Annotated in this window: 26 protein-coding genes; 23 read left to right on the top strand and 3 right to left on the bottom strand. The window is 48.9% G+C overall.

Features of this window, described 5'->3' with window-relative positions:
• Nucleotides 1-19 precede the first annotated feature (19 nt).
• The gene (locus BGM27_RS17945) at nucleotides 20-592 is read right to left on the bottom strand and encodes a DeoR family transcriptional regulator (protein ID WP_007410289.1); all 573 of its coding nucleotides are present in this window, start codon (nucleotides 590-592) and stop codon (nucleotides 20-22) included.
• Between the two features lie 179 nt (nucleotides 593-771).
• On the opposite strand from BGM27_RS17945, the gene BGM27_RS17940 reads away from it, so the two are divergent.
• The 5 genes from BGM27_RS17940 to BGM27_RS17920 all read left to right on the top strand — a co-directional run bounded on the left by BGM27_RS17940 (nucleotide 772) and on the right by BGM27_RS17920 (nucleotide 4,771).
• Nucleotides 772-1,113: a hypothetical protein gene (locus tag BGM27_RS17940; protein ID WP_003156306.1), complete on the top strand. Its 342-nt coding sequence runs from the start codon at nucleotides 772-774 to the stop codon at nucleotides 1,111-1,113.
• A 175-nt stretch (nucleotides 1,114-1,288) separates the two neighbouring features.
• Entirely contained in the window at nucleotides 1,289-2,728 is a 1,440-nt protein-coding gene (locus tag BGM27_RS17935) for a PTS mannitol transporter subunit IIBC (RefSeq protein WP_109127525.1), read from the top strand.
• A 24-nt stretch (nucleotides 2,729-2,752) separates the two neighbouring features.
• On the top strand, nucleotides 2,753-3,184 hold the full coding sequence (locus tag BGM27_RS17930) for a PTS mannitol transporter subunit IIA (protein ID WP_007410291.1): 432 nt from the start codon (nucleotides 2,753-2,755) through the stop codon (nucleotides 3,182-3,184).
• Nucleotide 3,185: 1 nt separating this feature from the next.
• Nucleotides 3,186-4,307, top strand: a complete 1,122-nt coding sequence (locus BGM27_RS17925; RefSeq protein WP_007410292.1) for a mannitol-1-phosphate 5-dehydrogenase — start codon at nucleotides 3,186-3,188, stop codon at nucleotides 4,305-4,307.
• A 68-nt stretch (nucleotides 4,308-4,375) separates the two neighbouring features.
• Complete coding sequence (locus tag BGM27_RS17920) at nucleotides 4,376-4,771, top strand: 3-hydroxyacyl-ACP dehydratase FabZ family protein (RefSeq protein WP_003156298.1); 396 nt, start codon at nucleotides 4,376-4,378, stop codon at nucleotides 4,769-4,771.
• Between the two features lie 38 nt (nucleotides 4,772-4,809).
• On the opposite strand, the gene BGM27_RS17915 is transcribed toward BGM27_RS17920, so the two are convergent.
• On the bottom strand, nucleotides 4,810-4,974 hold the full coding sequence (locus BGM27_RS17915; RefSeq protein WP_003156294.1) for a hypothetical protein: 165 nt from the start codon (nucleotides 4,972-4,974) through the stop codon (nucleotides 4,810-4,812).
• A gap of 127 nt (nucleotides 4,975-5,101) precedes the next feature.
• On the opposite strand from BGM27_RS17915, the gene BGM27_RS17910 reads away from it, so the two are divergent.
• The 9 genes from BGM27_RS17910 to BGM27_RS17870 all read left to right on the top strand — a co-directional run bounded on the left by BGM27_RS17910 (nucleotide 5,102) and on the right by BGM27_RS17870 (nucleotide 12,512).
• Nucleotides 5,102-5,851: a Cof-type HAD-IIB family hydrolase gene (locus BGM27_RS17910; protein ID WP_007410293.1), complete on the top strand. Its 750-nt coding sequence runs from the start codon at nucleotides 5,102-5,104 to the stop codon at nucleotides 5,849-5,851.
• Nucleotides 5,852-6,056: 205 nt separating this feature from the next.
• Entirely contained in the window at nucleotides 6,057-6,821 is a 765-nt protein-coding gene (locus BGM27_RS17905) for a 5-oxoprolinase subunit PxpA (protein WP_007410294.1), read from the top strand.
• 22 nt (nucleotides 6,822-6,843) lie between these two features.
• Nucleotides 6,844-8,058, top strand: coding sequence for an NRAMP family divalent metal transporter (locus BGM27_RS17900; RefSeq protein WP_007410295.1), 1,215 nt, complete (start codon nucleotides 6,844-6,846; stop codon nucleotides 8,056-8,058).
• 4 nt (nucleotides 8,059-8,062) lie between these two features.
• Entirely contained in the window at nucleotides 8,063-8,857 is a 795-nt protein-coding gene (locus tag BGM27_RS17895) for a putative hydro-lyase (protein WP_007410296.1), read from the top strand.
• Between the two features lie 29 nt (nucleotides 8,858-8,886).
• A complete protein-coding gene (pxpB, locus tag BGM27_RS17890; RefSeq protein ID WP_020953887.1) occupies nucleotides 8,887-9,618 on the top strand; it encodes a 5-oxoprolinase subunit PxpB in 732 nt (243 codons plus the stop codon).
• A 2-nt stretch (nucleotides 9,619-9,620) separates the two neighbouring features.
• On the top strand, nucleotides 9,621-10,628 hold the full coding sequence (locus BGM27_RS17885) for a 5-oxoprolinase subunit C family protein (RefSeq protein WP_124693436.1): 1,008 nt from the start codon (nucleotides 9,621-9,623) through the stop codon (nucleotides 10,626-10,628).
• A gap of 17 nt (nucleotides 10,629-10,645) precedes the next feature.
• Entirely contained in the window at nucleotides 10,646-11,395 is a 750-nt protein-coding gene (locus BGM27_RS17880) for an IclR family transcriptional regulator (protein ID WP_007410299.1), read from the top strand.
• Nucleotides 11,396-11,459: 64 nt separating this feature from the next.
• Nucleotides 11,460-12,101 (top strand): spore germination lipase LipC, encoded by a 642-nt coding sequence (lipC, locus tag BGM27_RS17875; protein ID WP_007410300.1) that lies wholly within the window; start codon nucleotides 11,460-11,462, stop codon nucleotides 12,099-12,101.
• 195 nt (nucleotides 12,102-12,296) lie between these two features.
• Nucleotides 12,297-12,512 carry a YczI family protein gene (locus BGM27_RS17870; RefSeq protein ID WP_369719110.1) on the top strand — a complete coding sequence of 72 codons (216 nt, stop codon included), beginning with the start codon at nucleotides 12,297-12,299 and terminating at the stop codon, nucleotides 12,510-12,512.
• Here the strand turns inward: BGM27_RS17870 and BGM27_RS17865 are convergent.
• The gene (locus BGM27_RS17865) at nucleotides 12,483-12,803 is read right to left on the bottom strand and encodes an antibiotic biosynthesis monooxygenase family protein (protein WP_007410301.1); all 321 of its coding nucleotides are present in this window, start codon (nucleotides 12,801-12,803) and stop codon (nucleotides 12,483-12,485) included. The two genes, BGM27_RS17870 and BGM27_RS17865, sit on opposite strands and share 30 nt — an antisense overlap.
• A gap of 156 nt (nucleotides 12,804-12,959) precedes the next feature.
• On the opposite strand from BGM27_RS17865, the gene BGM27_RS17860 reads away from it, so the two are divergent.
• The 9 genes from BGM27_RS17860 to BGM27_RS17820 all read left to right on the top strand — a co-directional run bounded on the left by BGM27_RS17860 (nucleotide 12,960) and on the right by BGM27_RS17820 (nucleotide 24,082).
• Nucleotides 12,960-14,963, top strand: a complete 2,004-nt coding sequence (locus BGM27_RS17860) for a penicillin-binding transpeptidase domain-containing protein (RefSeq protein ID WP_007410302.1) — start codon at nucleotides 12,960-12,962, stop codon at nucleotides 14,961-14,963.
• Nucleotides 14,964-15,076: 113 nt separating this feature from the next.
• The gene (locus tag BGM27_RS17855; RefSeq protein WP_007410303.1) at nucleotides 15,077-15,979 is read left to right on the top strand and encodes an aldo/keto reductase; all 903 of its coding nucleotides are present in this window, start codon (nucleotides 15,077-15,079) and stop codon (nucleotides 15,977-15,979) included.
• A 299-nt stretch (nucleotides 15,980-16,278) separates the two neighbouring features.
• Entirely contained in the window at nucleotides 16,279-18,363 is a 2,085-nt protein-coding gene (locus BGM27_RS17850) for a BglG family transcription antiterminator (RefSeq protein ID WP_007410304.1), read from the top strand.
• A 222-nt stretch (nucleotides 18,364-18,585) separates the two neighbouring features.
• Entirely contained in the window at nucleotides 18,586-20,100 is a 1,515-nt protein-coding gene (locus BGM27_RS17845) for a class I adenylate-forming enzyme family protein (protein ID WP_007410305.1), read from the top strand.
• Between the two features lie 158 nt (nucleotides 20,101-20,258).
• Entirely contained in the window at nucleotides 20,259-21,119 is an 861-nt protein-coding gene (locus BGM27_RS17840) for an SDR family oxidoreductase (RefSeq protein WP_007410307.1), read from the top strand.
• Between the two features lie 12 nt (nucleotides 21,120-21,131).
• Entirely contained in the window at nucleotides 21,132-21,635 is a 504-nt protein-coding gene (locus BGM27_RS17835) for a D-lyxose/D-mannose family sugar isomerase (protein WP_007410308.1), read from the top strand.
• An 87-nt stretch (nucleotides 21,636-21,722) separates the two neighbouring features.
• Nucleotides 21,723-22,346: a GNAT family N-acetyltransferase gene (locus BGM27_RS17830; protein ID WP_007410309.1), complete on the top strand. Its 624-nt coding sequence runs from the start codon at nucleotides 21,723-21,725 to the stop codon at nucleotides 22,344-22,346.
• A 6-nt stretch (nucleotides 22,347-22,352) separates the two neighbouring features.
• Complete coding sequence (locus BGM27_RS17825) at nucleotides 22,353-22,775, top strand: pyridoxamine 5'-phosphate oxidase family protein (protein ID WP_003156270.1); 423 nt, start codon at nucleotides 22,353-22,355, stop codon at nucleotides 22,773-22,775.
• Nucleotides 22,776-23,272: 497 nt separating this feature from the next.
• Nucleotides 23,273-24,082, top strand: a complete 810-nt coding sequence (locus tag BGM27_RS17820) for a lipid II flippase Amj (protein ID WP_007410310.1) — start codon at nucleotides 23,273-23,275, stop codon at nucleotides 24,080-24,082.
• The last annotated feature ends 92 nt before the right edge of the window (nucleotides 24,083-24,174 follow it).

The following is a 24,174-nucleotide window of genomic DNA, read 5'->3' as shown; positions in this document are numbered from 1 at the left end:
GCCTTCCGGTTGGTTGTTGTTATGTCTTGCTGCAGGTGCATCCCTTCTGCCTGTCGTGTAAGATGATGTCCGCCGCCTCGTCAAAGGTGCAAATGATCCCGCCGAATCCTTTTTGAAACCGTTCTGCGTAATCAAGCGTTGAGAAGGGAATCGCCTGAGGCCGGCAGCAGTGAAGGTCAATATCGGCATGGACTAAAAAGTATGCGGAAGCGGCCGTCAGCGTCGTTTGGAGAAGAAAATCTTTACAAATGACGTGGGACACTTCTTCCTTTTTATCCTCATACCGCAAAATCGCGCAATGAATGCAGCACATCTGCTCAACGGCTTGTGAAACGGTAATAAGCTGAACAGAATACGAATGCTGAATCGGCCGCAGGCAATAGCCGCATTGATTGGCGCTTCGTTCTGAAACGGGAGGGAGCGTAATGCCGCCGGGTGTCCGGATAATCCGGTTTGCATCCGCCAGCTGATTGACGTCTCTGTACACGGTCATCTCGGAGACGCCGAATCTCTCGCTTATGTCAGAGATTTTCAGCGCGCCCTCTTCTTTCAGCCATTCAAGCAAGGTTTGCTGTCTGTGAATCGGAAGCAATTCTGCATCCTCCTTTTTATGATGTGAATGAGTGATGAACCTCCCTCTAAGAGTAGATGTTTTCACAAATGCACACAAGAGCCTGATGATAAAATATGTGAAAAAATGTTGAACAATCACAAATGTAAAAGACGTAGTCAGACTCTGTTATAATAGAAGAGTTGAATGGAGGAATAAACATGAAAGAAACGACCTGCCCGAACTGCGGCAAGCCGATTACAGGCGACATGGTCAGATCATCCATGATCCCGTGCCAGTTTCAGTGCGGGCATTGCCATGTGAAATTGCGTGAATATAAAGTATCAGCTCCGATTATGGCTGCGGCCATTGCGATCACGGTGCTTTTGATTTATCTTGTGCAGATGGCCAGAACCGCCGTCATGCCGATGTTTCCGGCAGCGCGGTATGTGCCGGCCGCCATTTTCGCGCTCGTATGTGCGTATCCGGTGTTTATTGTCAGTGAGCGGCTCATTGCCAAACTCGTCGTCACAAAAGGACACATTATATACAGAAAGCGGTAAGACACCTTTGATGAGGTGTCTTTTTTTTGTTAAGGAGTTGTCACAGTCTCTGTGCCAAACTCCTCTTTACTTTTCATTGAATGGGGATTGTAAGCGTTTTATGATGAAGACACAGGGGAGAGAGAAACCCCGTGTCTTATTTATTTTCATCTGAAGGCAAGCAAACAGGGAGGGAATGAACATGCAGCAAGAACAGCAAGCTGGCATGAAAGTGAAGATACAGCGGTTCGGCAGTTATTTAAGCGGTATGATCATGCCGAATATCGGCGCATTTATCGCATGGGGAATTATCACCGCGCTGTTTATTCCTGCGGGATGGTTTCCGAATCCGCAGCTGAATACATTGGTAAGCCCGATGATTACGTATCTACTGCCGCTTTTAATCGCATATACGGGCGGAAAAATGATTTACGATCACCGCGGGGGAGTCGTCGGAGCGACGGCCGCCATCGGAGTCATTGTCGGAGCGGACATTCCGATGTTCTTAGGGGCAATGATTATGGGGCCTTTGGGCGGTTATCTCATTAAACAATTAGACCGTGTGTTTAAAGATAAAGTCAGACAGGGTTTTGAAATGCTGATCAACAACTTCACGGCGGGAATTATCGGAGCTGTGCTGACGATTATCGCATTTTATGCGATCGGCCCGGTCGTCCTGTCTCTTAACAAATTGCTGGCGGCAGGTGTGGAAGTCATTGTCCACGCGAATTTGCTGCCGATTGCAAGCGTTTTCGTAGAACCGGCGAAAGTTCTGTTCCTGAATAACGCGATCAACCACGGCATTTTAAGTCCGATCGGAATCGAGCAGGCCGCCAAAGCGGGTAAATCCATTCTGTTCTTAGTGGAAGCGAACCCCGGGCCGGGACTCGGTATTTTACTGGCATATATGTTCTTTGGGAAAGGCTCTTCAAGATCGACGGCTCCGGGAGCGGCGATCATTCATTTCTTCGGGGGGATTCATGAAATCTATTTCCCTTACATTTTAATGAAACCGATGCTGATCCTCGCGGCGATCGCCGGGGGAGCGAGCGGACTGCTTACATTCTCGATCTTTAACGCGGGTCTTGTCGCCGCATCATCTCCGGGAAGCATCATCGCCATTTTGGCGCTGACGCCGAAAGGAAGCTATCTCGGCGTGCTGGCGGGCGTCATCGTTGCCGCGGCCGTATCGTTTATCGTCTCGGCGCTTATTCTGAAATCGTCTAAAGCGGGCGAAGAAGATTTGACAGCCGCGGCGGAAAAAATGCAGGAAATGAAAGGCAGGAAAAGCGAAGCTGCGGCCGCGTTGGCGGACAAAGAGGAAGAGCCGGAAAACAGCGTCGCTGATATTTCCGCCGACCAAGTCAGCCGCATTATCTTCGCGTGTGACGCGGGTATGGGATCGAGCGCAATGGGCGCCTCCATTTTAAGAAACAAAGTGAAAAAAGCAGACCTGGATATTGATGTGACAAATACGTCGATCAATAATCTTCCGAATGACGCGGATATCGTCATTACGCATAAGGACCTGACTGACCGCGCGAAAGCGAAGCTGCCGCAGGCGGTGCACATTTCGGTTGATAATTTCTTGAACAGCCCGAAATACGATGAACTGATTGAAAAGCTTAAAAACTAATCAACAGAAAGAGGGATCTTCATCATGGAAGTATTGGCTAAAGCGAACATCAAACTGAACCAGACGGTGAACTCAAAAGAGGATGCCATCCGCCTCGCGGGACAGACATTGATTGATAACGGCTACGTGAAGAACGGCTATGTGGAAAAAATGTTCGAACGTGAAGAAACATCATCCACGTTTATGGGGAATTTCATCGCGATCCCGCACGGCACGGAAGATGCGAAGGATGAGGTGCTTCATTCAGGCATTTCCGTCATCCAGATTCCGGACGGTGTGGAATACGGTGATGGCAATACGGCAAAGGTCGTTTTCGGTATCGCCGGAAAAAACAATGAACACTTAGACATCCTGTCAAACATCGCCATCATCTGCTCAGAGGAAGAAAACATCGAACGGCTGATCAGTGCAAAGACGGAAGAAGAACTGGCCGCTATTTTCAGCGAGGTGAACTGACATGATTGCCCTTCATTTCGGAGCGGGAAACATCGGGCGGGGCTTTATCGGCGCCCTGCTCCATCATTCCGGCTATGAGGTAGTTTTCGCTGATGTGAATGAAACGATGGTCAGCCTTCTCAATGAAAAGAAGGAATATACCGTGGAGCTTGCCGACGGCGGCCGGCAGACAGAAATCATCGGCCCCGTTTCAGCCATCAACAGCGCGGTGCAAGAACAAGAGCTGTACAGGCTGATCAATGAAGCGGCGATCATTACGACGGCGGTGGGCCCGAACGTTCTCAGACTCATCGCCCCGTCCATCGCGGAAGGGCTGAAGCGCAGAACGTCCTCTGAGCCTCTCAATATCATTGCCTGTGAAAATATGATCGGCGGCAGCAGTTTTCTGAAAAAAGCAGTTTTCGGACATTTGACGGAAGCGGAGCGGGAACTCGTGAACCGGACGGTCGGCTTCCCGGATTCTGCGGTGGATCGGATCGTGCCGATTCAGCACCATGAAGATCCGCTGAAAGTATCTGTAGAACCGTTTTTTGAATGGGTCATAGACAGAACCGGCTTTGCCGGCGGCCAGCCGGTACTGGAAGGCGCGTTGTTTACGGATGATCTTACACCTTTCATCGAGAGAAAGCTGTTTACCGTCAATACCGGTCATGCCGTTACGGCGTACGTCGGCTATCAGCGCGGATTAAAAACCGTCAAAGAGGCCATCGGCCATCCGGAAATCCGGCGTGTCGTGTACGATGCACTTTCAGAAACGGGCGAGTACTTAGTGAAAGCGTACGGCTTTAAGCAAGCCGAACACGAGCAGTACATGAAGAAAATCATCGGCCGCTTTGAAAATGAATACATCACGGATGATGTGACGAGGGTTGCCAGATCACCGCTCAGAAAACTCGGAGCGAATGACAGATTAGTAGGGCCGGCCAAAAAAATAAAAGAACCGAACGCGCTGGCAGAAGGCATCGCCGCCGCCCTGCGCTTTGACTATCAGGATGATCCGGAAGCGGTTGAGCTGCAAAAGCTTATCGCGGAAAAAGGCACGAGCGGCGTTCTTCAAGACATTTGCGGTATTCAGCCGCATGAACCGCTGCACGGCATCGTGCTCAAAAAGCTCAATCAATAAAAATGAACCCGCGTCGGGGGACGCGGGTTTTTTCTTGCGTTATAATGAGAGGGAAGGGAGGTTGCGTGATGAATCAGAAGCTATTGCCCCATCGTTTTCCGTTTCTTTTGATTGACGGCACGACGAACAGTGAAGCCGGAAAATGGGCGGCTGCTTACAAAAACATCAGTGAAAATGACTGGTTTATAACTGAATCCCAAAGAGAGATGCCATTTTCGCTCGTCGTTGAAGCAATGGCCCAAACGGCGGCTTGCGCGGGAATTACCGGCGGTGACGGCCTCGGTCTCTTATCCGCGGTGAAGAAAGCGGAAAGGTTAGGTGCCGCTTTGCCGGGAGACCGTCTGGATCTTTTTTTTGAGGTCACGAGAATCAGACGCGGTTTTGTGTTCGGCCGGGCGAAAGCGTCCGTTGCCGGGAAGCCTGTGGCGGAAGCTGAGCTCAGCATATTTATCCAGCCATCGTAAAAAAAGCCGCCTCCAGCGGCGGCTTTCGTACAAGTCTGTTATTTTGTATCATAATCTCTTTCACTTTGTGAATTGTCCCTTTGGTCATGTTTGTGTTTTTCGTCATTGGCGTTTTCCTTCAGCTCTTCCAGCGGAATCGGATCGGTTAAATCATGATGTTCAGGATTTTCATTCGGTTTGTTCTTTTGTTTTCTTTCTTTCATCCTCCATCACCTCAATATTTCTTTTCCTCAACGTTCTCCCCGCCAAACGCAGGAAGCGGTTTTTTGTTCCTGTGGGTCATATGTATTAAAATAGAGACGACTACATTATAAAAAGTGAGGTACATATATGCCGATACAAAGAGAAGACGCAGATATTAAACTGATCGCGATTGATATGGACGGAACCCTGCTCAATGACGAGCAGCTCATCCCGGAGGAAAACCGGCGGGCGATCAAGGAAGCGGAGGCGAAAGGAATTCACGTCGTCATCAGCACAGGACGCACGCTGATGACCTGCCGCGAACTGGCTGAGTCTCTCGAGCTGTCATCCTTTTTAATCACGGCAAACGGCAGCGAAATCTGGGATTCCGACTTTGAGCTGGTTGAGCGCAAGCTTCTTCATACCGATCATATTCAAAAATTATGGGATCTGAGGAATAAGCACAACACGAATTTCTGGGCCTCTACCGTCGATAGAGTGTGGAGAGGGGAATTCCCGGAAACGATTACGGATCATCAGTGGCTCAAGTTCGGATTCGAAATCGAGGATGACGAAGTGCGGAATGAGGTGCTGAAAGAGCTCAAGGAATACAAGGAGCTCGAGATCACAAACTCCAGTCCGATCAACATCGAAGTCAATGCCCTCGGTATCAACAAAGCGGCTGCGCTGGCGAAGGTATCGGAAAAACTCGGCTTCACGATGGAAAATGTGATGGCCATGGGTGACAGTCTGAATGACATTGCCATGATTGAAAAAGCGGGTGTCGGCGTCGCCATGGGGAATGCGCAGGACATTGTGAAAGAAACAGCTGACTGGGTGACTGATGTCAACACGGAAAACGGGGTCGCCAAAGCGATCCGCCACTGGGTGTTATAATAGAAAAAAGAGAGAGTCTCAGTATGAGGCTCTCTTTTTTTGTTTTGTCAGATTTGTGACTAGGTCCATGGTAGGTTTTCTGACAAAAGGATGTTCAAACCTGTCAGAAATAAATATAATGAAGAGAAATCCAACAATTCGGAATAGTCATTCCGAATAGCGGAATGATAATCATATAAAACGTTTACAATACAGGAGGGATCTTATGTTTCAGATTGACATCAATTGTGATTTAGGAGAGAGTTTCGGTGCTTATAAAATCGGGCTGGATGAAGAGATTTTGGATTATGTGACATCTGCAAACATCGCCTGCGGCTTTCATGCGGGTGATCCCAGCGTGATGCGCAAAACGGTTGCGCTTGCGGCGGAAAAAGGCGTGAAAATCGGCGCTCATCCCGGGCTGTTCGATCTGCAGGGATTCGGGCGGCGGCAGATCGCGATTACACCCGAGGAAGCGTATGATCTGACGCTGTACCAAATCGGCGCGCTGTCAGGGTTTTTAAAAGCAGAAGGTGTCGAGATGCAGCATGTGAAGCCGCACGGCGCTTTATATAATATGGCCGCCGTCAATCCCGGCCTGTCAGAAGCCATCGCTCAGGCGGTCTGTCATTTTGATCCCGGGCTTATTCTTTTCGGGCTTTCCGGAAGCGAGCTGATTAAAGCGGGAGATCGAATCGGACTGAGGACGGCAAGCGAAGTGTTTGCGGACCGCACCTATCAGGAAGACGGCACGCTGACGCCGCGTTCAGAGCCGGATGCGCTGATTCAGGATGACAAAAAAGCGGTCGGTCAAGTGATTCAAATGGTGAAAGACAGCACGGTGACATCACGTAAGGGACAAGCTGTAAGCCTGAAAGCGGACACGGTCTGCATTCACGGAGACGGAGCCCACGCCCTCACATTCGCAAAAACAATCAAAAAAGAATTAAAAGCGGCAGACATTCAAATCAGCGCACTTTCAAAAGACTGAGCAGCAGAGGGAGGAAGACAGCATGGAGCAAAAGAAAAAAACAGCCGGAAAGGCTTCCGGCAAATGGTCGCTTCTTTTAGGCGCGACATTTTTGATGGCGACATCATCAATCGGGCCCGGCTTTCTGACGCAAACGGCCACGTTTACCAATACATTGGCGGCAAGCTTCGGCTTTATCATTTTAATTTCTATTATTTTGGACATTTTCGCGCAAACCAATGTATGGCGGATTATCGCGGTTTCCGGAAAGCGCGGCCAAGAGATTGCCAATATGGTGCTTCCGGGCGCCGGTTATGCCATTGCTTTTCTGGTCGTGCTCGGCGGACTTGCGTTTAATATCGGAAACATCGGCGGCGCGGGTCTCGGTCTTCAAGTATTATTCGGGATCAAACCGGAGATCGGCGCTTTAATCAGCGCAGCGGTCGCGGTGCTGATTTTTGTCATAAAGGAAGCCGGAAAAGTCATGGACCGTTTTATGCAGATCGCCGGAATCGTCATGATCGTATTGACTGTGTATGTTGCCGTAACGACGGCTCCGCCGGTCGGACACGCCGTTGTGAAAACTTTTATGCCTGATCATATCAGTGTGCTGGCGATCGTGACGCTTGTCGGCGGCACGGTCGGCGGATACATTACATTTGCCGGCGGCCACCGTTTGCTTGATTCAGGCATCCAAGGGAAGGAAGTCCTCCCTCAGGTTACGAAAAGCTCCATCACAGGCGTTCTGATTACATCGATTATGCGGATTGCCCTGTTTCTCGCCGTGCTCGGCGTCGTCTCAAAGGGCCTGAGCATTGATCCTGATAATCCGGCGGCTTCTGTATTCCGGCTTGCGGCGGGAAATGTAGGCTATAAAATTTTCGGCGTCATCATGTGGTCTGCCGCTATCACGTCTGTCATCGGCGCCGCCTATACATCGGTATCATTTTTCAAATCATTTTCAACAAAAATCGAAAAGCACTCACATGGCGTCATTATCGGTTTTATCATCGTATCCACTCTTATTTTTGTTACGATCGGCCAGCCTGCCAAAATTCTGGTCGCGGTCGGTTCGCTTAACGGCTTAATTCTGCCGCTTGCATTAGCGATGATACTGTTGGGCGCTTATAAGAAAAAAATCGTCGGCGATTACAAGCATCCGATCTGGCTCACGATTGCAGGGGCGATCGTAGTGGTTGTCATGGCGGTTATGGGCATCTATACATTATTCACGCAGATGCCGCAGCTATGGAGCTGATGATATGAAAAACCATATGAGTGACATGAGTCCCGAAGAAGTCAGACAGCTGATCAGGAAGGGGCAGATGACCGGGCCGACGGCGGGGATGGCCGCTTCTTACGCACAAGCCAATCTCGTCGTTTTGCAAAAGGATCTTGCCTTTGATTTTCTCTTATTCTGCCAGCGCAATCAAAAGCCTTGTCCGGTGCTTGATGTGACGGATGCGGGTTCACCCGTTCCGGCAATAGCTGCGCCGGGAGCTGATATCCGGACGGACTTTCCGAAATACAGGATTTATCGGCATGGCGTGCTTACTGAAGAGGTAACGGATATTACGCCGTATTGGAAGGATGATTATGTCGGGTTTTTAATCGGCTGCAGTTTTTCATTCGAGCAGGCCCTTATTAATCAGCACATTCCAATCAGGCACATCGATGAGGGTGTGAATGTCCCCATGTATAAAACAGACATTGACTGTGTTCCCGCCGGCCCGTTTTCTGGAAAGATGGTCGTCAGCATGAGACCGATTCCGGAAAGGCTTGCAGTCCGCGCGGCGCAGGTCACGTCACGTTTTCCCGCCGTGCACGGTGCCCCCGTCCGCATCGGAAATCCGCAAAGCATCGGTATCAGCGATTTGCATCAGCCGGATTTCGGAGATGCCGTAACGGTGCGGGAAGGCGAAGTTCCCGTATTCTGGGCTTGCGGCGTTACGCCCCAGGCGGTGATCATGGAAGCAAAGCCTGACATCGTAATAACACATTCACCGGGGCACATGCTGATCACCGATATACGAAATGAATCGCTTGCTGTCCTGTAAGTGAGAAAGAATACAACGAGGTGATGACAATGATGCAGTATAGCGGAAATACAGCGCTTGATATACAGCCGTACGGTGATTCCGCCGTTATCATCCGCTTTGGCGGGCACATCAGCGAAGAGGTCAACAGCCGGGTGCATGCGGCGGCAGCCTGTATGGAAGAACGGCCGTTTCCGGGCTTCGTGGAATGTATTCCGGCATTCACAAGCTTAACGATCTTTTATGATATGTATGCCGTCTCAAACATAAAAAAAGGCGTCTCTCCTTTTGCCCTGGTCAAGAAAGAAGTGACAGAACGTCTCAGCCATATAATGACCGGCCGCAAAGAAGAGCGCCGGGTGATGGAAATCCCCGTTTGCTACGGCGGTGATTTCGGTCCCGATTTAGAAGAGGTCGCTGAGATGAACGATCTGACCCCGGAAGACGTCATCCGCATTCATACTGAAGGCGAATATCTCGTTTATATGCTCGGATTTGCGCCGGGATTTCCGTTTTTAGGAGGAATGTCTGAGCGGATCAGAGCGCCGAGAAAGGCGTCGCCAAGGCCGTCCATCCCGGCCGGTTCAGTAGGAATCGCGGGAATGCAGACCGGTGTGTATCCGATATCCACTCCCGGCGGCTGGCAGCTGATCGGCAGCACCCCGCTCCGTCTTTTCAGGCCGGAAGAACATCCGCCGAGTCTTTTGAGAGCGGGCGATACGGTGAAATTCGTCCGGATCACGGCAGAGGAGTACAGCCGCATCAAGGAGGGAGCCGAATGAGTATGAAAGTGGTAAAGCCCGGTCTCTTGACGACGGTTCAGGACACGGGGCGGACGGGATATCAGAAATACGGTGTGCTGGGAAGCGGCGCAATGGATACGATCTCACTGCGCATCGCCAATCTTCTTGCCGGAAATCAAGAAAAAGAGGCGGGACTGGAAATTACGCTCATGGGGCCCGGGCCTTCCTTTGAATTTTCAGAACCTGCGGTTATTGCTGTCACGGGAGCTGATTTCGCCCTTCATATTAATGGGGAGCCCGCCCCTCTGTGGAAACCAGTTTTGATAAAGGAAAACAGCGTCGTCTCATTCGGGCCGTGCAAGATGGGGAGCCGCGCTTATCTCGCCGTCGCGGGGGGATTTGACGTGCCCGCCGTCATGGAAAGCAAAAGCACGTATGTCAGAGCGGGGATCGGCGGTTTTTGCGGAAGAGCGCTGCAAAAAGATGATGAGCTGCCGCTCGGCCGTATGACGCCATGTTCGGAATCAATCGCGTACCGTCTGAGCGATTCTTTCGGACAGCATGGTTTCTCAGCGCCTGATTGGTCTGTCAGCAGCAGAGGATTTCTGCCGCTGAAAAAAAATCCGGTCATACGAGTGCTTGAAGGCGCTCAATTTCATGCTTTTACAAAAGAAGCAAAATTGCGTTTTTATCAAGAGTCATATACGGTCACGCCTCAATCCGACCGAATGGGCTACCGGCTGAAGGGCGCTCCGCTTGAATTGAGGGAGCCGCTGGAAATGGTATCTGAGGCCGTGACGTTCGGAACGGTGCAGGTGCCGCCGGACGGCAATCCGATTATTCTGCTGGCTGACAGACAGACGACGGGGGGCTATCCGCGGATGGCGCATATCATATCCGCCGATCTTCCTCTCGTCGCCCAAACGATGCCGGGGGAACATATCACGTTCCGGGCCGTTTCTCTGGAGGAAGCGGAAATGCTGCTTTTGGAGAAGGAACAGCAGCTGAAGGAGCTGAAAGCAAGGCTCAAAATGGAATGGCTGATCTGACAAAGGGGCTAAAGACCATGGAAAACAAAAACAAAACCGTCATCAAATCAATGGAACTGCTTCATTTGTTTCTGACTGAACCGAGCCTGAGCTTAAATGAGCTGGTTTCTCTATCGGAAATGCCGAAGACCTCGGTTCACCGGATGGCAAGCTCGCTGGAGGAAACGGGATTTCTCACCCGGGCAGCGGACGGCCGTTATCAGCTTGGTCTGATCTTTTTACAATTCGGCCAGCTCGTCTCTGAACGTCTGGACATCAGGAAAATAGCCAAACCGATTATGGAAGAGCTGTGCGGCGAAGTGGATGAGGCCGTTCAGCTGATCATGAGGGACGGAGATGAAGCCATTTACGTCGAAAAAATTGAAGGCACTCAAACCGTCCGCCTGTATACGGCAATCGGCCGCCGGTCGCCGCTGTACGCGGGAGCGTGCGCCAGAAGCATTCTATCGTTTCTGCCAAAAGAGGAGATTGACACATACATTCAGAAGACAAAGCTTGCCGCAATCGCCTCAGGCACGATGACGGATCGGGCTGAACTGCTTCAATCCATTGAAAGGTCCTTACAATCAGGTTATACGATCAGCTATTCGGAATTAGAAGATTACACGGCGGCGATCGGGGCGCCGATTTTCAATCACGAAGGTAAGGTGGCTGCCGGAATCAGCATCGCCGGCTTCGAAGCCCGGTTTTCAGAGGACAGGCTGCCGTATTTAACCGAAAAGGTCAAAACCGCCGCACAGCATATTTCTGAGAAATTGGGTTATTGACCGAGCCAATTTTTCTTCACTCGCGTACATTACAATATCGATAGTAACGAGTGGAGGAAAGTAAATGGGACTTGTTTATACGGCGCTGGGGGATTCTTTGACGACGGGGAGGGGATCCGGGCCGTTTTCCGCCGGTTTTGTCCAGCGGTTCGGGCGTATGATGGCAGAAGATTTACAGACAAGAACTGACGTATCCATCTTTGCCAAATCAGGCCTTGAGACGGGAGAAATTCTCGGGCTTATGTCCTTGCCGTACATTCAGAGGCGGATTCAGGCTGCTGATATGATTACGATTACAGGCTGCGGCAACGATTTGATCGATTCGGTTCAGGCATATCAGCAAACATCGGACGCTTCGGTGTTCACCAGCGTGTCCAGTCACTGCCATGAGAACTTTGAAAAGATGATTGCCAAGATCGCTGCCTTAAAAGGGCCGCACCCGTCTCCTTATGAGATCCGCGTCTTCAATTTATACAATCCTTTCCCGGGCATCTCCATTGCAGAAAAATGGATATCCTCTTATAATGCGCACCTCAGCACACTCGCATCGGCGCCGCACGTCAAAATTGCGGACGTCCACAGCGCTTTCAAAGGAAAAATGAATGAATATCTCTCTCATGACCGCGTACACCCCAACAGCAAGGGGTATGAAGTCATGGCATGCGTCCTGCGGGGGCTCGGATACGGAACCCTCGCCCGCTCATAACCGCGCGCTCCTTTTTATCGGGAGCGCGCTTTTCGTGCTCCTTAAAACAAACTTAAAATTGTCCGACTTTCGTTCTATCCGCGCAAAAAATACGCTAGAATAATGGGGGATAAAGACAGAAATAGAATTGTGTTCAAAAAATGATAACAGAAAGGATGGATTGCTTTGCTGCGCGCCTTAAAACTGTCACTCGCGATGCTGATTATTATACTTGCGGCCGCCGCATTTACGTATGCGGAACATACCTCTGTCATACAGCCGGTTATGCTCGTGTTTCTCGGTGCGGTCATGTTCATTCAGGGGCTGGAGGAAAAACGGAAAGAAAACGACGGCTCCGGGAAATTCAATATCTATACCGCCGTTTTTGTATGGTCGATCTCCTTAATCGGTTTTACGCTTCACGCGATCTGAGGCTGATAGATCCTGAAAATGCTCCACAACGGGAAATGGTGAATAAAAACGGTGCAGTAAGGCTTTCCATTCCTGATATTCCGGCGATCCGCGAAAGCCTTTTGTATGATCTTCCAATGTCTCCCATTCCACAAGCAGCAAATATTTATGCGTCTTTTCCATACATTTGGACAAGGAATGGGACAGATAACCTTTCATGCCCGCGATAATCGGCTCCGCCCGGCGGAATGCCTCTTCGAATTCCCCCTCAAGACCTTCTTTTACATACAGCATGGCTGCTTCTCTGATCATCTGAAATTCCCCCTTTTTTTAATAGATACATTGTATAAGAATATGGCCCGTGACGGCAGGAAAAACAAAAAAATTTTAAACAATATGAGAAAAAAATCCTTGCCAGCCTGATTTGGTTTAGGAGAAAATAACAGTTGGAAGGCAGGGGAATAGACAGTGAAAAAAGGGTTATACCTATTACTTTTACTCGCAGGAATCATAGGTTTGATCGGCTGCTCGAAAACGGAATCGGCCGAAGACAGAATGAAAGATTTCGTAAAAGACTGGAACGGCGGTCATTACGATAAGATGTACCAAAGCCTCACCCAGGATGAAAAGAAAAAACGATCCAAAAAGGATTTTGTAAAGCGATATGAAACCGTTTATGAACAAGCAGGGGTCAAAAATCTGAAAGTCACTGCCGAAAAACAGGACGAAGACGACAAGAAAAAAGATGACCTCCAGCACATCGATTATAAAGTCAGCATGGATACAAAAGCAGGGAAGGTCGCTTTTGAAAACACGGCCGTCCTGAAAAAAGAAAAAACAGACGATGGAGAATCATGGAACATCGACTGGAATCCTTCTTTTATTTTCAAACAGCTTTCCGATGACAAAACCGTGCAGATCGCAAATGAAGAACCGAAGCGCGGACAAATTTACGACAAAGACGGAAAAGGTCTCGCCGTGAATACCGAGGTGCCGGAAATCGGCATTATCCCTGGAAAACTCGGCAAGGATAAAGACAGCGTGATCAAAAAACTGTCTGAAAAACTGGACCTTTCTGAAGACGATATCAAAAGCAAACTGAACCAGGGCTGGGTAAAAGACGACTCCTATGTCCCGCTTCAAAAAATCAGACCGGATGATGAAAGCAAGGTCAAAAGCCTGCTCGCATTAGACGGCGTGACGAAAACGAAAGTCAGCTCCCGCTACTATCCGTACGGCGAAAAAGCGGCCCATCTGACCGGTTATATTAAAACCATCACAGCGGAGCAGCTGAAAAAAGCGAAAGACGGCCAATACAGCGATACTTCCAAAATCGGCATCGCCGGCCTTGAGAATGTATATGAAGACAAGCTGCGCGGCACGACCGGCTGGAAAATTTACGTCCCGCAAACAGGTGAGGTCATTGCTGAAAAGAAAGCCGAAAGCGGGCAGGATATTCATGTAACGATTGACATGAAAACGCAGACGAAGCTGTATGATTCTATGAAAGATGACAGCGGAGCGGCAGTCGCCCTCGAACCGCAAACGGGAGAGACACTCGCGCTCGTCAGCGCACCGTCTTATGACCCGAATGGCTTTCTTTTCGGCTGGAGCGGAAAAGAGTGGAAAAAGCTGAATGAAGATAAAAACAATCCGTTTTCAGCGAAATTCAACAAACTTTATGCGCCGGGATCAACGATTAAACCGATTGCCGCGGCAGTCGGCCTGACAAACGGCACATTGAAAGCGTCAGAAAAGAAAAAAATCACCGGAAAAGAGTGGCAGAAAGATTCGAGCTGGGGCGGTTACCATGTCACACGCGTATCAGAGCGCCTGAATGAAGTGGATCTCGAAAACGCGCTGATCACATCGGACAACATCTACTTTGCGCAAAATGCCATAGATGCCGGAGCGGACGCGTTTACAAAAGGATTAAAAACATTTGGGTTTGATGAAGAGATTCCGTACCAATTTCCGATTGAAAAGTCTTCAATCGCTAACGGCAAGCTTGATTCCGAGATCCTTCTCGGAGATACGGGCTACGGCCAGGGGCAGATGCTGATGTCTCCGCTGCACTTAGCGGCTGACTATACCGCATTTGTAACAGACGGAAATCTCGTCAAACCGACATTGATCAAAGACGGAGAAAAAACACCGCAAATCTGGCATAAGCAAGTGGTGTCGAAAGCCAATGCCGAAGAAATCACAAAAGGGCTGAGAGGCGTCGTTGAAGATCCGCGCGGCTCTGCATATCAGCCGGCCGTAAGCGGCATTACCGTAGCCGGAAAAACCGGTACAGCCGAGCTGAAAACGTCTAAAGAAGATAAAGACGGCAAAGAAAACGGCTGGTTTGTCGGTTACGATTATAAAAAGAAAGACCTCTTGATCGCGATGATGATTCAAGACGTCAAAAAACGCGGCGGAAGCCATTACGTCGTTGAAAAAGCGAAAAAGCAGTTTCAGAATCATTAAATGACGATTTTTGCGGGCTGAAAGGAAAATCGGCCGCCGAAGCAGAATGAAACAGCATGGGCAATTCCTGAAAACAGAGATACAAGAGGCTCTAAGAAAAAGGGGGATCTCACATGCAGCGCATTCAATTGGCTGAAGACCTGGAATTTTCAAGAGTGATACACGGGCTTTGGCGTCTGAACGAATGGAATGTTTCAGACGGAGAGCTGCTGAATTTGATTGAATGGTGTATCAGCCAAGGCATCACCACCTTCGACCATGCCGATATATACGGCGGTTATACGTGTGAAAAGCTGTTCGGCGGCGCTTTGTCCCTTTCGCCTTCAATAAGGGAGCGAATCGAAATCGTCACAAAATGCGGGATTGTCATTGAATCACCGGAACGGCCCGGAAACAAGTCGCATCATTATAATACGTCGAAGTCTCACATTTTAGCGTCGGCGGAGCAGTCGCTCTTGAATCTGAATACGGATTATCTGGATGTGCTGCTCATTCACAGACCGGACCCGCTTATGGAACCGGAGGCGGTGGCTGAAGCGTTTCATGCGCTGAAAAGCTCGGGAAAGGTCAGATATTTCGGAGTATCGAACTTTAAAGCGCACCAGTACAGAATGCTCGAATCCTATTTGGATGATCCGCTCATCACAAACCAAATTGAAATCTCGGCGTACGAGCTGGAAAATATTCATGACGGCACGCTGGATTTCTGTCAGGAAAAACGCATTCCGCCGATGGCGTGGTCACCGCTTGCGGGCGGGAGCGTCTTTACCGGACAATCAGATAAGGACGTCCGTATCCGTGCCGCGCTTCGTTCCGTACAGGAAGAAATCGGTGCCGCTTCCATTGACGAAGTCATGTACGCATGGCTGTTCACCCACCCGGCAGACATCATGCCGATTGTCGGCAGCGGAAAAGAGAACCGCATTTCCGCCGCGGTGCGTGCATCCGCGTACAAACTCAGCCATGATCAGTGGTTCCGGATTTATACCGGTGTCCAAGGCTGCGATATTCCATAAACAGAACAAACGCCCGGAAGCTATCTTCCGGGCGTTTGTTTATGTGGTGTGCAATGTCTAAAAACAAGTAAGGTCACTTTGAAGTATAGCCGTGCGGATCAAGAGTAACAAGCGTCATGGCATATTATCTGACACATTTTTCTTTTTCAATACTGTCACACGGCCCAGTGCCAAATTGCCATTTGAAAATGGTTGAATAATTATTGAAAGCGTTTTATATTATAACTTACACCACTTTCCCCGGCAGCACTCCCCATATGCCATACTTCTCACAACTAGAAAATCTGGAGGCGCGTTTCATGTATATGACAGCGAGAGAACAAAAATTAATGAAACATCTATTACTGCAGAACCGGTACGAGACAGTGCATGAACTGGCGGAAGCTTTACAAGTCAGCACAAGAACCGTTCACCGCGAGTTGAAAACAATCAAACCGATGATGGAATCATTCGGTCTGGCACTTGATAAACAGCCCGGCAAAGGACTGAAAGCGGTAGGAAACCCGGAGGACAAACAAAAACTCCTGTCAGACCTGTCCTATGAACAGCATGAATACAGCGCTGAGGAGCGGAAACTTTTAATTCTATGTTCACTATTAGAGTCTCAAGAGCCGATCAAGCTCTACAGTCTGGCGAACGAACTGCAAGTGACAAACGCGACGATCAGCTATGACCTGGATGAGCTGGAGACTTGGATTGCGCCCTTCGGCTTGACGCTGATCCGAAAAAGGGGCTTCGGCATTCAGCTGACGGGGCCGGAAAATGCGAAACGGAAAATCGTCGGCAATCTCATCGTCAACCGCCTTGATATTCAAAGCTTTTTGGAAGCGGTTGAATTGAATATTAAAGGAAAACCGGACGATGCTGAAAAAATGTTCGGCGTCGTAAATAAAGCGGAACTTTTGAAAATGGACCGGCTCTTAATTCAGCTCAAGGAAAAAATCGCGATCGCCTTATCTGACAGCTCATACATGGCGCTTGCGGTTCATTTAACCTTTGCGATGGACCGGATCAGGCTCGGAGAAACCATCACGATGGAGGCTTCGGAACTAAAAGCGCTGCAGCAGACGAAGGAGTACGGCTCTGCGCTGGAAATGGCAAAAGAGCTTGAAAAAGCGTTCGGCGTTTCAATTCCGGAAGCTGAGATCGGATATATCACCATTCATTTGCGGAGCGCCAACCGCAAATACAAAACGGAATTCAAACCGGAAGACATAGAGGTTGAAACGGCCTTGCAAACGAAGCAGCTGATCGGCTTCATTTCTGAAAAAATTAAAATTGATCTGACGGAAAACGGCTCTTTATACGACGGTTTAATCGCCCATCTGGAGCCTGCGATCAACCGGGTAAAAGAAAATATCGACATGTACAACCCGATGACCGAGCAAATTAAACGCGACTACTTCCTGCTGTACATGGCCGTAGAAGAAGGAATGGAAAAATTCTTTCCGGGGCTTCTTTTCTCTGATAATGAGATCGCTTTCATCGTTCTTCACTTCGGCTCCGCTTTGGAAATCAAACGGGAAGAAGCGAAGATCAAAGCGCTGATCGTCTGTTCAAGCGGCATCGGGTCGTCCAAAATGCTCGCATCCAGGCTGAAAAAAGAGCTTTCGGAAATCCGTTCCTTTGATATGTCTTCCCTCATCGAACTGAAGGATCGAGACATCACCGCGTATGACATGATCGTATCCACCGTTCCGATCCCGTATGAAAACATTGATTACGTCATGGTCAGTCCGCTTTTAAACGAAGAAGACGCTGATCAGGTCAAGCAGTACATCAAAAGAAAAATTCCGCTGATTCTTGACAAAAAAAGAAACGGTAAAAGAGAAGAGAAGCAGCCGGAGACGCCTGATATGCTGGAAGCGGCCGGCCGTATGGCGCATTACGCGGCGGTTATCCAAAGCGTGCTGCGGAACTTTTCGGTCAAATCCATTGATTCAAACACGGCGTATGAACTGTTTTTGAACCGTATGTTTGACATGCTGGAGCAAGAAGGATTGGTTCATAATGCCAAAAAAACCGCACAGCGCCTTGCTGAGCGTGAACGACAGGGCGGACTCGGCATTCCGGGAACGGCGTTGGCCCTGTACCATCTCAAAAATGAAGAAATTGTCACGCCTTTTTTCAAAATTTATGATTTGACGGCTCCATGCAGTGTCAAAGGCATGGACGGAAATTCCCTGACCGTCGACCGCGCTTTGGTGATGATGGCGCCGGCTGATATGCCCGCTGAAGGGTCGGAAATACTAAGTGCGGTCAGCTCGGCCATCATCGAGTCCGAAGACAGTATAAAAGCCTTCCAGACTGAGGATGAGGCCGATTTATACAAACGTTTAAACAAGCTGTTTTATCATTTCATTCAGGAGAAAGGACAGCGGTAAACAGGAAGCGCACACCTCATGTGGGGTGTGTTTTTTTGTGCATGTATGAGGGTAAGGGGAAGGGAAGAAACTAAAAACACGGGACTATTGTATCATTCACTGATGGAATAGTTCTAAAACAAAATAGTTTTACAAGTTATATTTTTTGGTTTAAAATGGGTTGCGTGAGAAAGAAAATCTGACAGAGTTTTTTTGTGATTTATCATTATGGGAGATGAAAATATGGAGACATTACAGCATCTGATTCTGCATGACATTTCAAATAGCGAAGAGATCGAAGCTGTAAAAAGCGGTGCGTATACCCTGACCTACGCGGAATATCGAAAACGAATCAACCAGCTTGCACAAGCGCTTCTTGATAAAGGAATAAAAAAAGGCGACAGAGTGGCGATGCTTTGCAAAAACGGCCACGCGGCATCCATTGTCATGTTTGCGGCACTCGAAATCGGCGCGGTGGTTGTGCCGGTCAGCTGGCAATTAACACCTTACGAAATGAAAGGCATTTTAGCAGCCTGTGAACCGAAAGCTGTTTTTTACGGCACTGAATTTAAAGAGATCATGGAAGAAGTGCTCCCTGCGCTGGTATCTTCTCTTAAACTGAAGGTCGAGACCGGAACAGCTGCGGAGACAACGCCTCAGTTTGACGCTTTATTGACAGGCTCCGGTGATACACCGGATGTCGAAACGGTGTCTGAAAACGATACGGCATTGCTGATGTTTACCTCAGGTACAACCGGCAATCCGAAACGCTGCATGATCACTCACGGCGGTATATACAACTACGTAAACGCGACATTGGCATACACGGGGAGAATGCAGCATGTCCGCTTCTTAGCATGCCATCCGAATTACCATACGAGCGCGATTATCTGCCAGATGGTCGGCACGATGAGCGGAACGACATTCATTATGACAGACAATCAGGACCCTGTGGAAAACCTGAAGCTCATCGAAAAAGAAAAAATTCAAACCATCATGGCGCTGCCAGTCTATTTCACATACCTGCTGAAAGCATGGGAAACGCACCAGACTGACATGTCTTCTATCGTTTATATGATGACGGGAGGCACAAAGGTGCCAAGCAGCCTGATCCAGCAGTATCTCGACATCGGCATTCCGCTCATGCACGGATACGGAAGCACGGAAGCGTGGGGCATCAGCTCTTGGAATCCGCAAATGGGAATGGATAAAGCCGCTTCCGCGGGTAAACCGATGGAAGAAGTGGATGTCCGCGTTGTAGATCCGGAAACAGGTGAAGTCCTTCCGCAAGGCTCAATCGGAGAAGTCGTTGTGACAAGTCCGTTTTTATTCAAAGGCTACGAAGGTAACGAAGAAGCGACACGAAAAGTGCTGAAAGACGGCTGGTTCCATACCGGCGATTCCGGATATGTGGATGAAGACGGATTTATCTTTATCACCGGACGTTATAAAGATGTCATCATCTACGGCGGCGACAATATTTATCCCGACCAGATTGAAGAGGTCATTCAGCAAGTGCCGGGCATTCTCGAAACGGCGGTTGTCGGTATCCCTGATCCGCTTTACGGTGAAAAGCCGAAAGCGTTCATCGTGACAAACGGCAGAGAAGACCTGACAGAAGAAGAAGTGACCCGATTCCTTCAAGAACGTCTTGCCGCCTTTAAAATTCCGGAAATTGAGTTCGTCAGCGAACTTCCGAAAAACAACCTTGGAAAAGTGAGAAAAGACGTGCTCCGCAAACAAGCGGTACGTTCATAATTGAAAACAAAAACCCGGCTGCCAGCCGGGTTTTTTTCTTGCGTTCCATGTGAAACATTTTTCTCCGAAAACGTTTTGAACTGTCTCAATCATGTTTATCCGGAAGACTGCCGAGGTAGACAAGAAATATGAGATCGAACAAGAAGGAGGAACTTGACATGGAAAACTATCCGAAGGAATTCCCGGCGGAATCACAAAACCGCCAGCCGGGCATTGAAAGCGAAATGAATCCGGCGCCTGTTTATGAATACAAAGAATATAAAGGCGCTGATAAATTAAAAGGGAAAACCGCACTTATCACAGGGGGCGACAGCGGTATCGGACGCGCCGTAGCGGTTGCTTACGCGAAGGAAGGCGCAAATGTCGCGATCGTCTATTTTGATGAACACGGTGATGCGGAAGATACAAAAAAACGAGTGGAAGAAGAAGGCGTAAAATGTCTGTTAATCCCCGGCGATGTCGGTGAGGAAGACTTTTGCAATGAAGCGGTTGAAAAAACGGTTGAAGAATTCGGGCGTCTTGATATTCTCGTGAATAACGCCGCGGAACAGCATCCGAAAGAAAGCATTAAAGACATCACAAGCGAGCAGCTTCACAGAACCTTTAAAACAAACTTTTACTCACAATTTTATTTGACTAAAAAAGCGATTGATTACATGAAGCCGGGCAGCGCGATCATCAATACGACATCCATTAATCCTTACACAGGCAATCCGCAGCTGATTGACTACACGGCTACGAAAGGCGCGATTAACGGTTTTACGAGATCCATGGCGCAAGCGCTCGTCAACGACGGTATCCGTGTCAACGCCGTGGCACCGGGGCCGATCTGGACACCGCTTATTCCGGCGACATTCTCAGAAGAAACAGTCGCTTCCTTCGGTCAGACTACGCCGATGGGCCGGGCAGGCCAGCCTGTTGAACATGTCGGCTGCTATGTGCTCCTGGCCTCAGACGAATCATCTTATATGACCGGACAGACGCTGCATGTCAACGGCGGCAAATTTGTAACCACATAAGGGGGCTGAAGCATGACGATATCGAAACATGATGTGAATGCATACTATCAAAAAGCGGGAATCGTTCTGACTGATAATGAAGTCGAAGACATTCAAATCATGGATTACGGCTTAGGCAAGCTTGAGGAAACCGGGCTTCAGCTGTTTATTTACGTGAATACCGACCGCTACTGTTCGAAAGAATTGGTGCTCTTCCCGCGCCAGACGTGTCCGGAACACCGCCATCCGCCGGTCGGGGGCGAGAAGGGAAAACAAGAGACATTCCGCTGCCGCTGGGGGAAGGTGTATCTCTACGTGGAAGGCGAAAAGACAGAGAACCCAAGCGTCCTCCCGCCGGAAGAAGACAAGGAATACTACACCGTCTGGCATGAGATTGTGCTTGAGCCGGGCGGACAATACACCATTCCGCCGGATACGAAGCATTGGTTTCAAGCGGGAGAAGAAGGGGCGGTCGTCACGGAAATGTCATCGACAAGCACGGATGATCACGACATTTTCACCGACCCGCGCATTTAAGGATGAGGCTGCACGCCTCATCTTTTTTTGTATGGAAAAAAATGAATTTACCTGTATAATGGCTAATAAAGGAAAGAAGGTGTGATCGTGTTTTCCTGTCAAATCCGGGAACATCTGACGATCAGATTGCTTGCCAAAGAAGATACGGACGAATTGTATTCTGTTATGAAGCGAAATCAAAACCATCTCAGCGAATGGCTCAGCTGGGCGGAAGAACTGGCTGATATCGATACGTACCGCGATGTGATCATCCCCGAATGGCGCTATAAATACGCGGAAGAGAATGGGTTTGACGCCGGAATTTTTGTGAAGGGCCGGTTTTGCGGCATGATCAGCATCCATAATGTCGATCCAGCCAATCAAAAAGCAGAGATCGGCTACTGGCTGGATCGAGAGCATGAAGGATTCGGCATTATCACCGCAAGCTGCCGGGCGGTCATCACCCATGCATTTCAGGATCTCGGGCTGAACCGCATTATGATCAGCGCGGCTGAAAAAAACACGAAAAGCAGGGCGGTGGCGGAGCGGCTCGGGTTTCAGAAAGAAGGACTGACGAGAGAAGGCATTTTCGTACAGGGCGCCTATCATGACACGGTGAACTACAGCATGCTGAAGCGGGAATGGAGCGAAGATCGGCAGAAGAGCACATTTCTTGGTTTAAATGTCTCCCCAATGTGGAAAAGTAAAAGCGGAGACGTTAAAAAGGAGTGATTCTTCATGAATCAAAATGAAATCAAAGAAAAAGTGCTTGAAGTACTGGATCATCATAAAGTCGGTTCGCTTGCGACGGTAGAGCAAGGCAAACCGCATTCACGCTACATGACATTTTTCCATGACGGCTTAACGATTTACACGCCGACGAGCAAAGACACTCATAAAGCGGAAGAAATTGAAAACAATCCGAATGTTCATATTCTGTTAGGGTATGACTGTGAAGGATTCGGAGACGCTTATGTGGAAGTGGCCGGAACCGCCAAACTGAACAACTCAGCCGATTTAAAAGAAAAGCTGTGGGATCCGAAACTGGAACGCTGGTTTGACGGAAAAGACGATCCGAATCTGGTGATTCTGGAAATTGAACCGAAGCAGATCAAGCTCATGAACGCGGGTGAAAAAACGCCGGCCGAGCTGGAACTTTAATAAATCATTTGATTATTCAGGGGCAATCTGTTATAATTAACTGCTAAGTGACAACATGCAAATAAAAAAGAAAGTAAACTTCTTTTTTCTGTTTTGATATAGAAGCTTCAGGCTTCAACGGACAGCTTGAAAAAAAGCTGAGCTTATTCTTTTCCTTCTGACATTCGCCCCTAACGAAGAGATGGAAAAAAGACTTTTTGTTTTACAATTCACACCGGCGCGGCTTCGGAGCCGCAGTGACGATTGAGAGGTAGGGCTTTCGTTGTCTTGTGTTCAAGAACTTCCATGGTGTTTACTTTCGAAGAATGATTCTGTCGGAACTGTTAATACGAATCACCCGCGGGCTAAGGCGGGCAACCATATATTATTTATTTGCGTAAGAAAAGAATAAGACAAAACCGCGCCGGACATCCGGGCGGTTTTTTTATGTAAACGGCCGAAACCTCGCCGCAGTCTGCAGAGTCTAATCAGTAGAAAAGATTTGGAGGAATCATACATTGCACGTTATTACTTCACAAGTACTGTTTATCTTCTGTTTTCTGTTGCTGATACATTCGATTGAAACGCTTGCCTATGCAACACGGCTTTCCGGCGCGAGAGTCGGTTTTATCGCGTCCGCGCTGTCATTATTTAATGTCATGGTCATCGTGTCGCGCATGTCAAACATGGTTCAGCAGCCGTTTACCGGACATCTGATTGATGCCGCCGGATCAAACGCCCTGTCTCTTGTGGGCGCCCAGTTTCGATTTTTAATATTCGGCTCCACGGTCGGAACGATGCTCGGCATCTGTCTTTTGCCGACATTCGTCGCGTTATTCTCCAGGGCGATTATACACTTGGCGGACGGAGGAGGCTCCGTCATGCAGGTATTTAAAAAAGGATTTTCACTGAACGGGCTGAAGCATGCGCGTTCTTATATCAGACTGCCATCACTCTCCTATTTAAAAGGGCTTCAATTCCGAATGATTCCGAAACGCTTGTTTGTCATTAATATGGTCATTACGTCTATTTACACGATCGGTGTTCTGTCCGCTCTGTACGCCGGCCTTCTGGCGCCTGAGCACAGCACGACCGCCGTGATGGCATCAGGCTTAATCAACGGAGTTGCGACTATGCTGTTGGCTGTGTTTGTTGACCCGAAAGTCTCCGTACTGGCAGACGATGTGGCGAAGGGCAAGCGCAGCTACGTCTCCTTAAAATGGACATCATTGACGATGGTCACATCAAGGGTCGCTGGTACGCTTCTCGCCCAGCTCGTATTCATCCCCGGCGCTTATTATATCGCCTGGGTGACGAAATGGATGTAACGCATGAAAAAAGCTCCTCTGCAGAGGGACTGACCCCATAAGATGAGACAAATAAAAACACCTTCAAGTTTGAATACGGATGATTGTTATCC

The organism is Bacillus sp. FJAT-27001 (assembly GCF_019039175.1).
Lineage (GTDB): Bacteria > Bacillota > Bacilli > Bacillales > Bacillaceae > Bacillus > Bacillus velezensis.
Note: the sequence above shows the minus strand (reverse complement) of the source record. Positions and strands in the feature narration are given on the sequence as shown.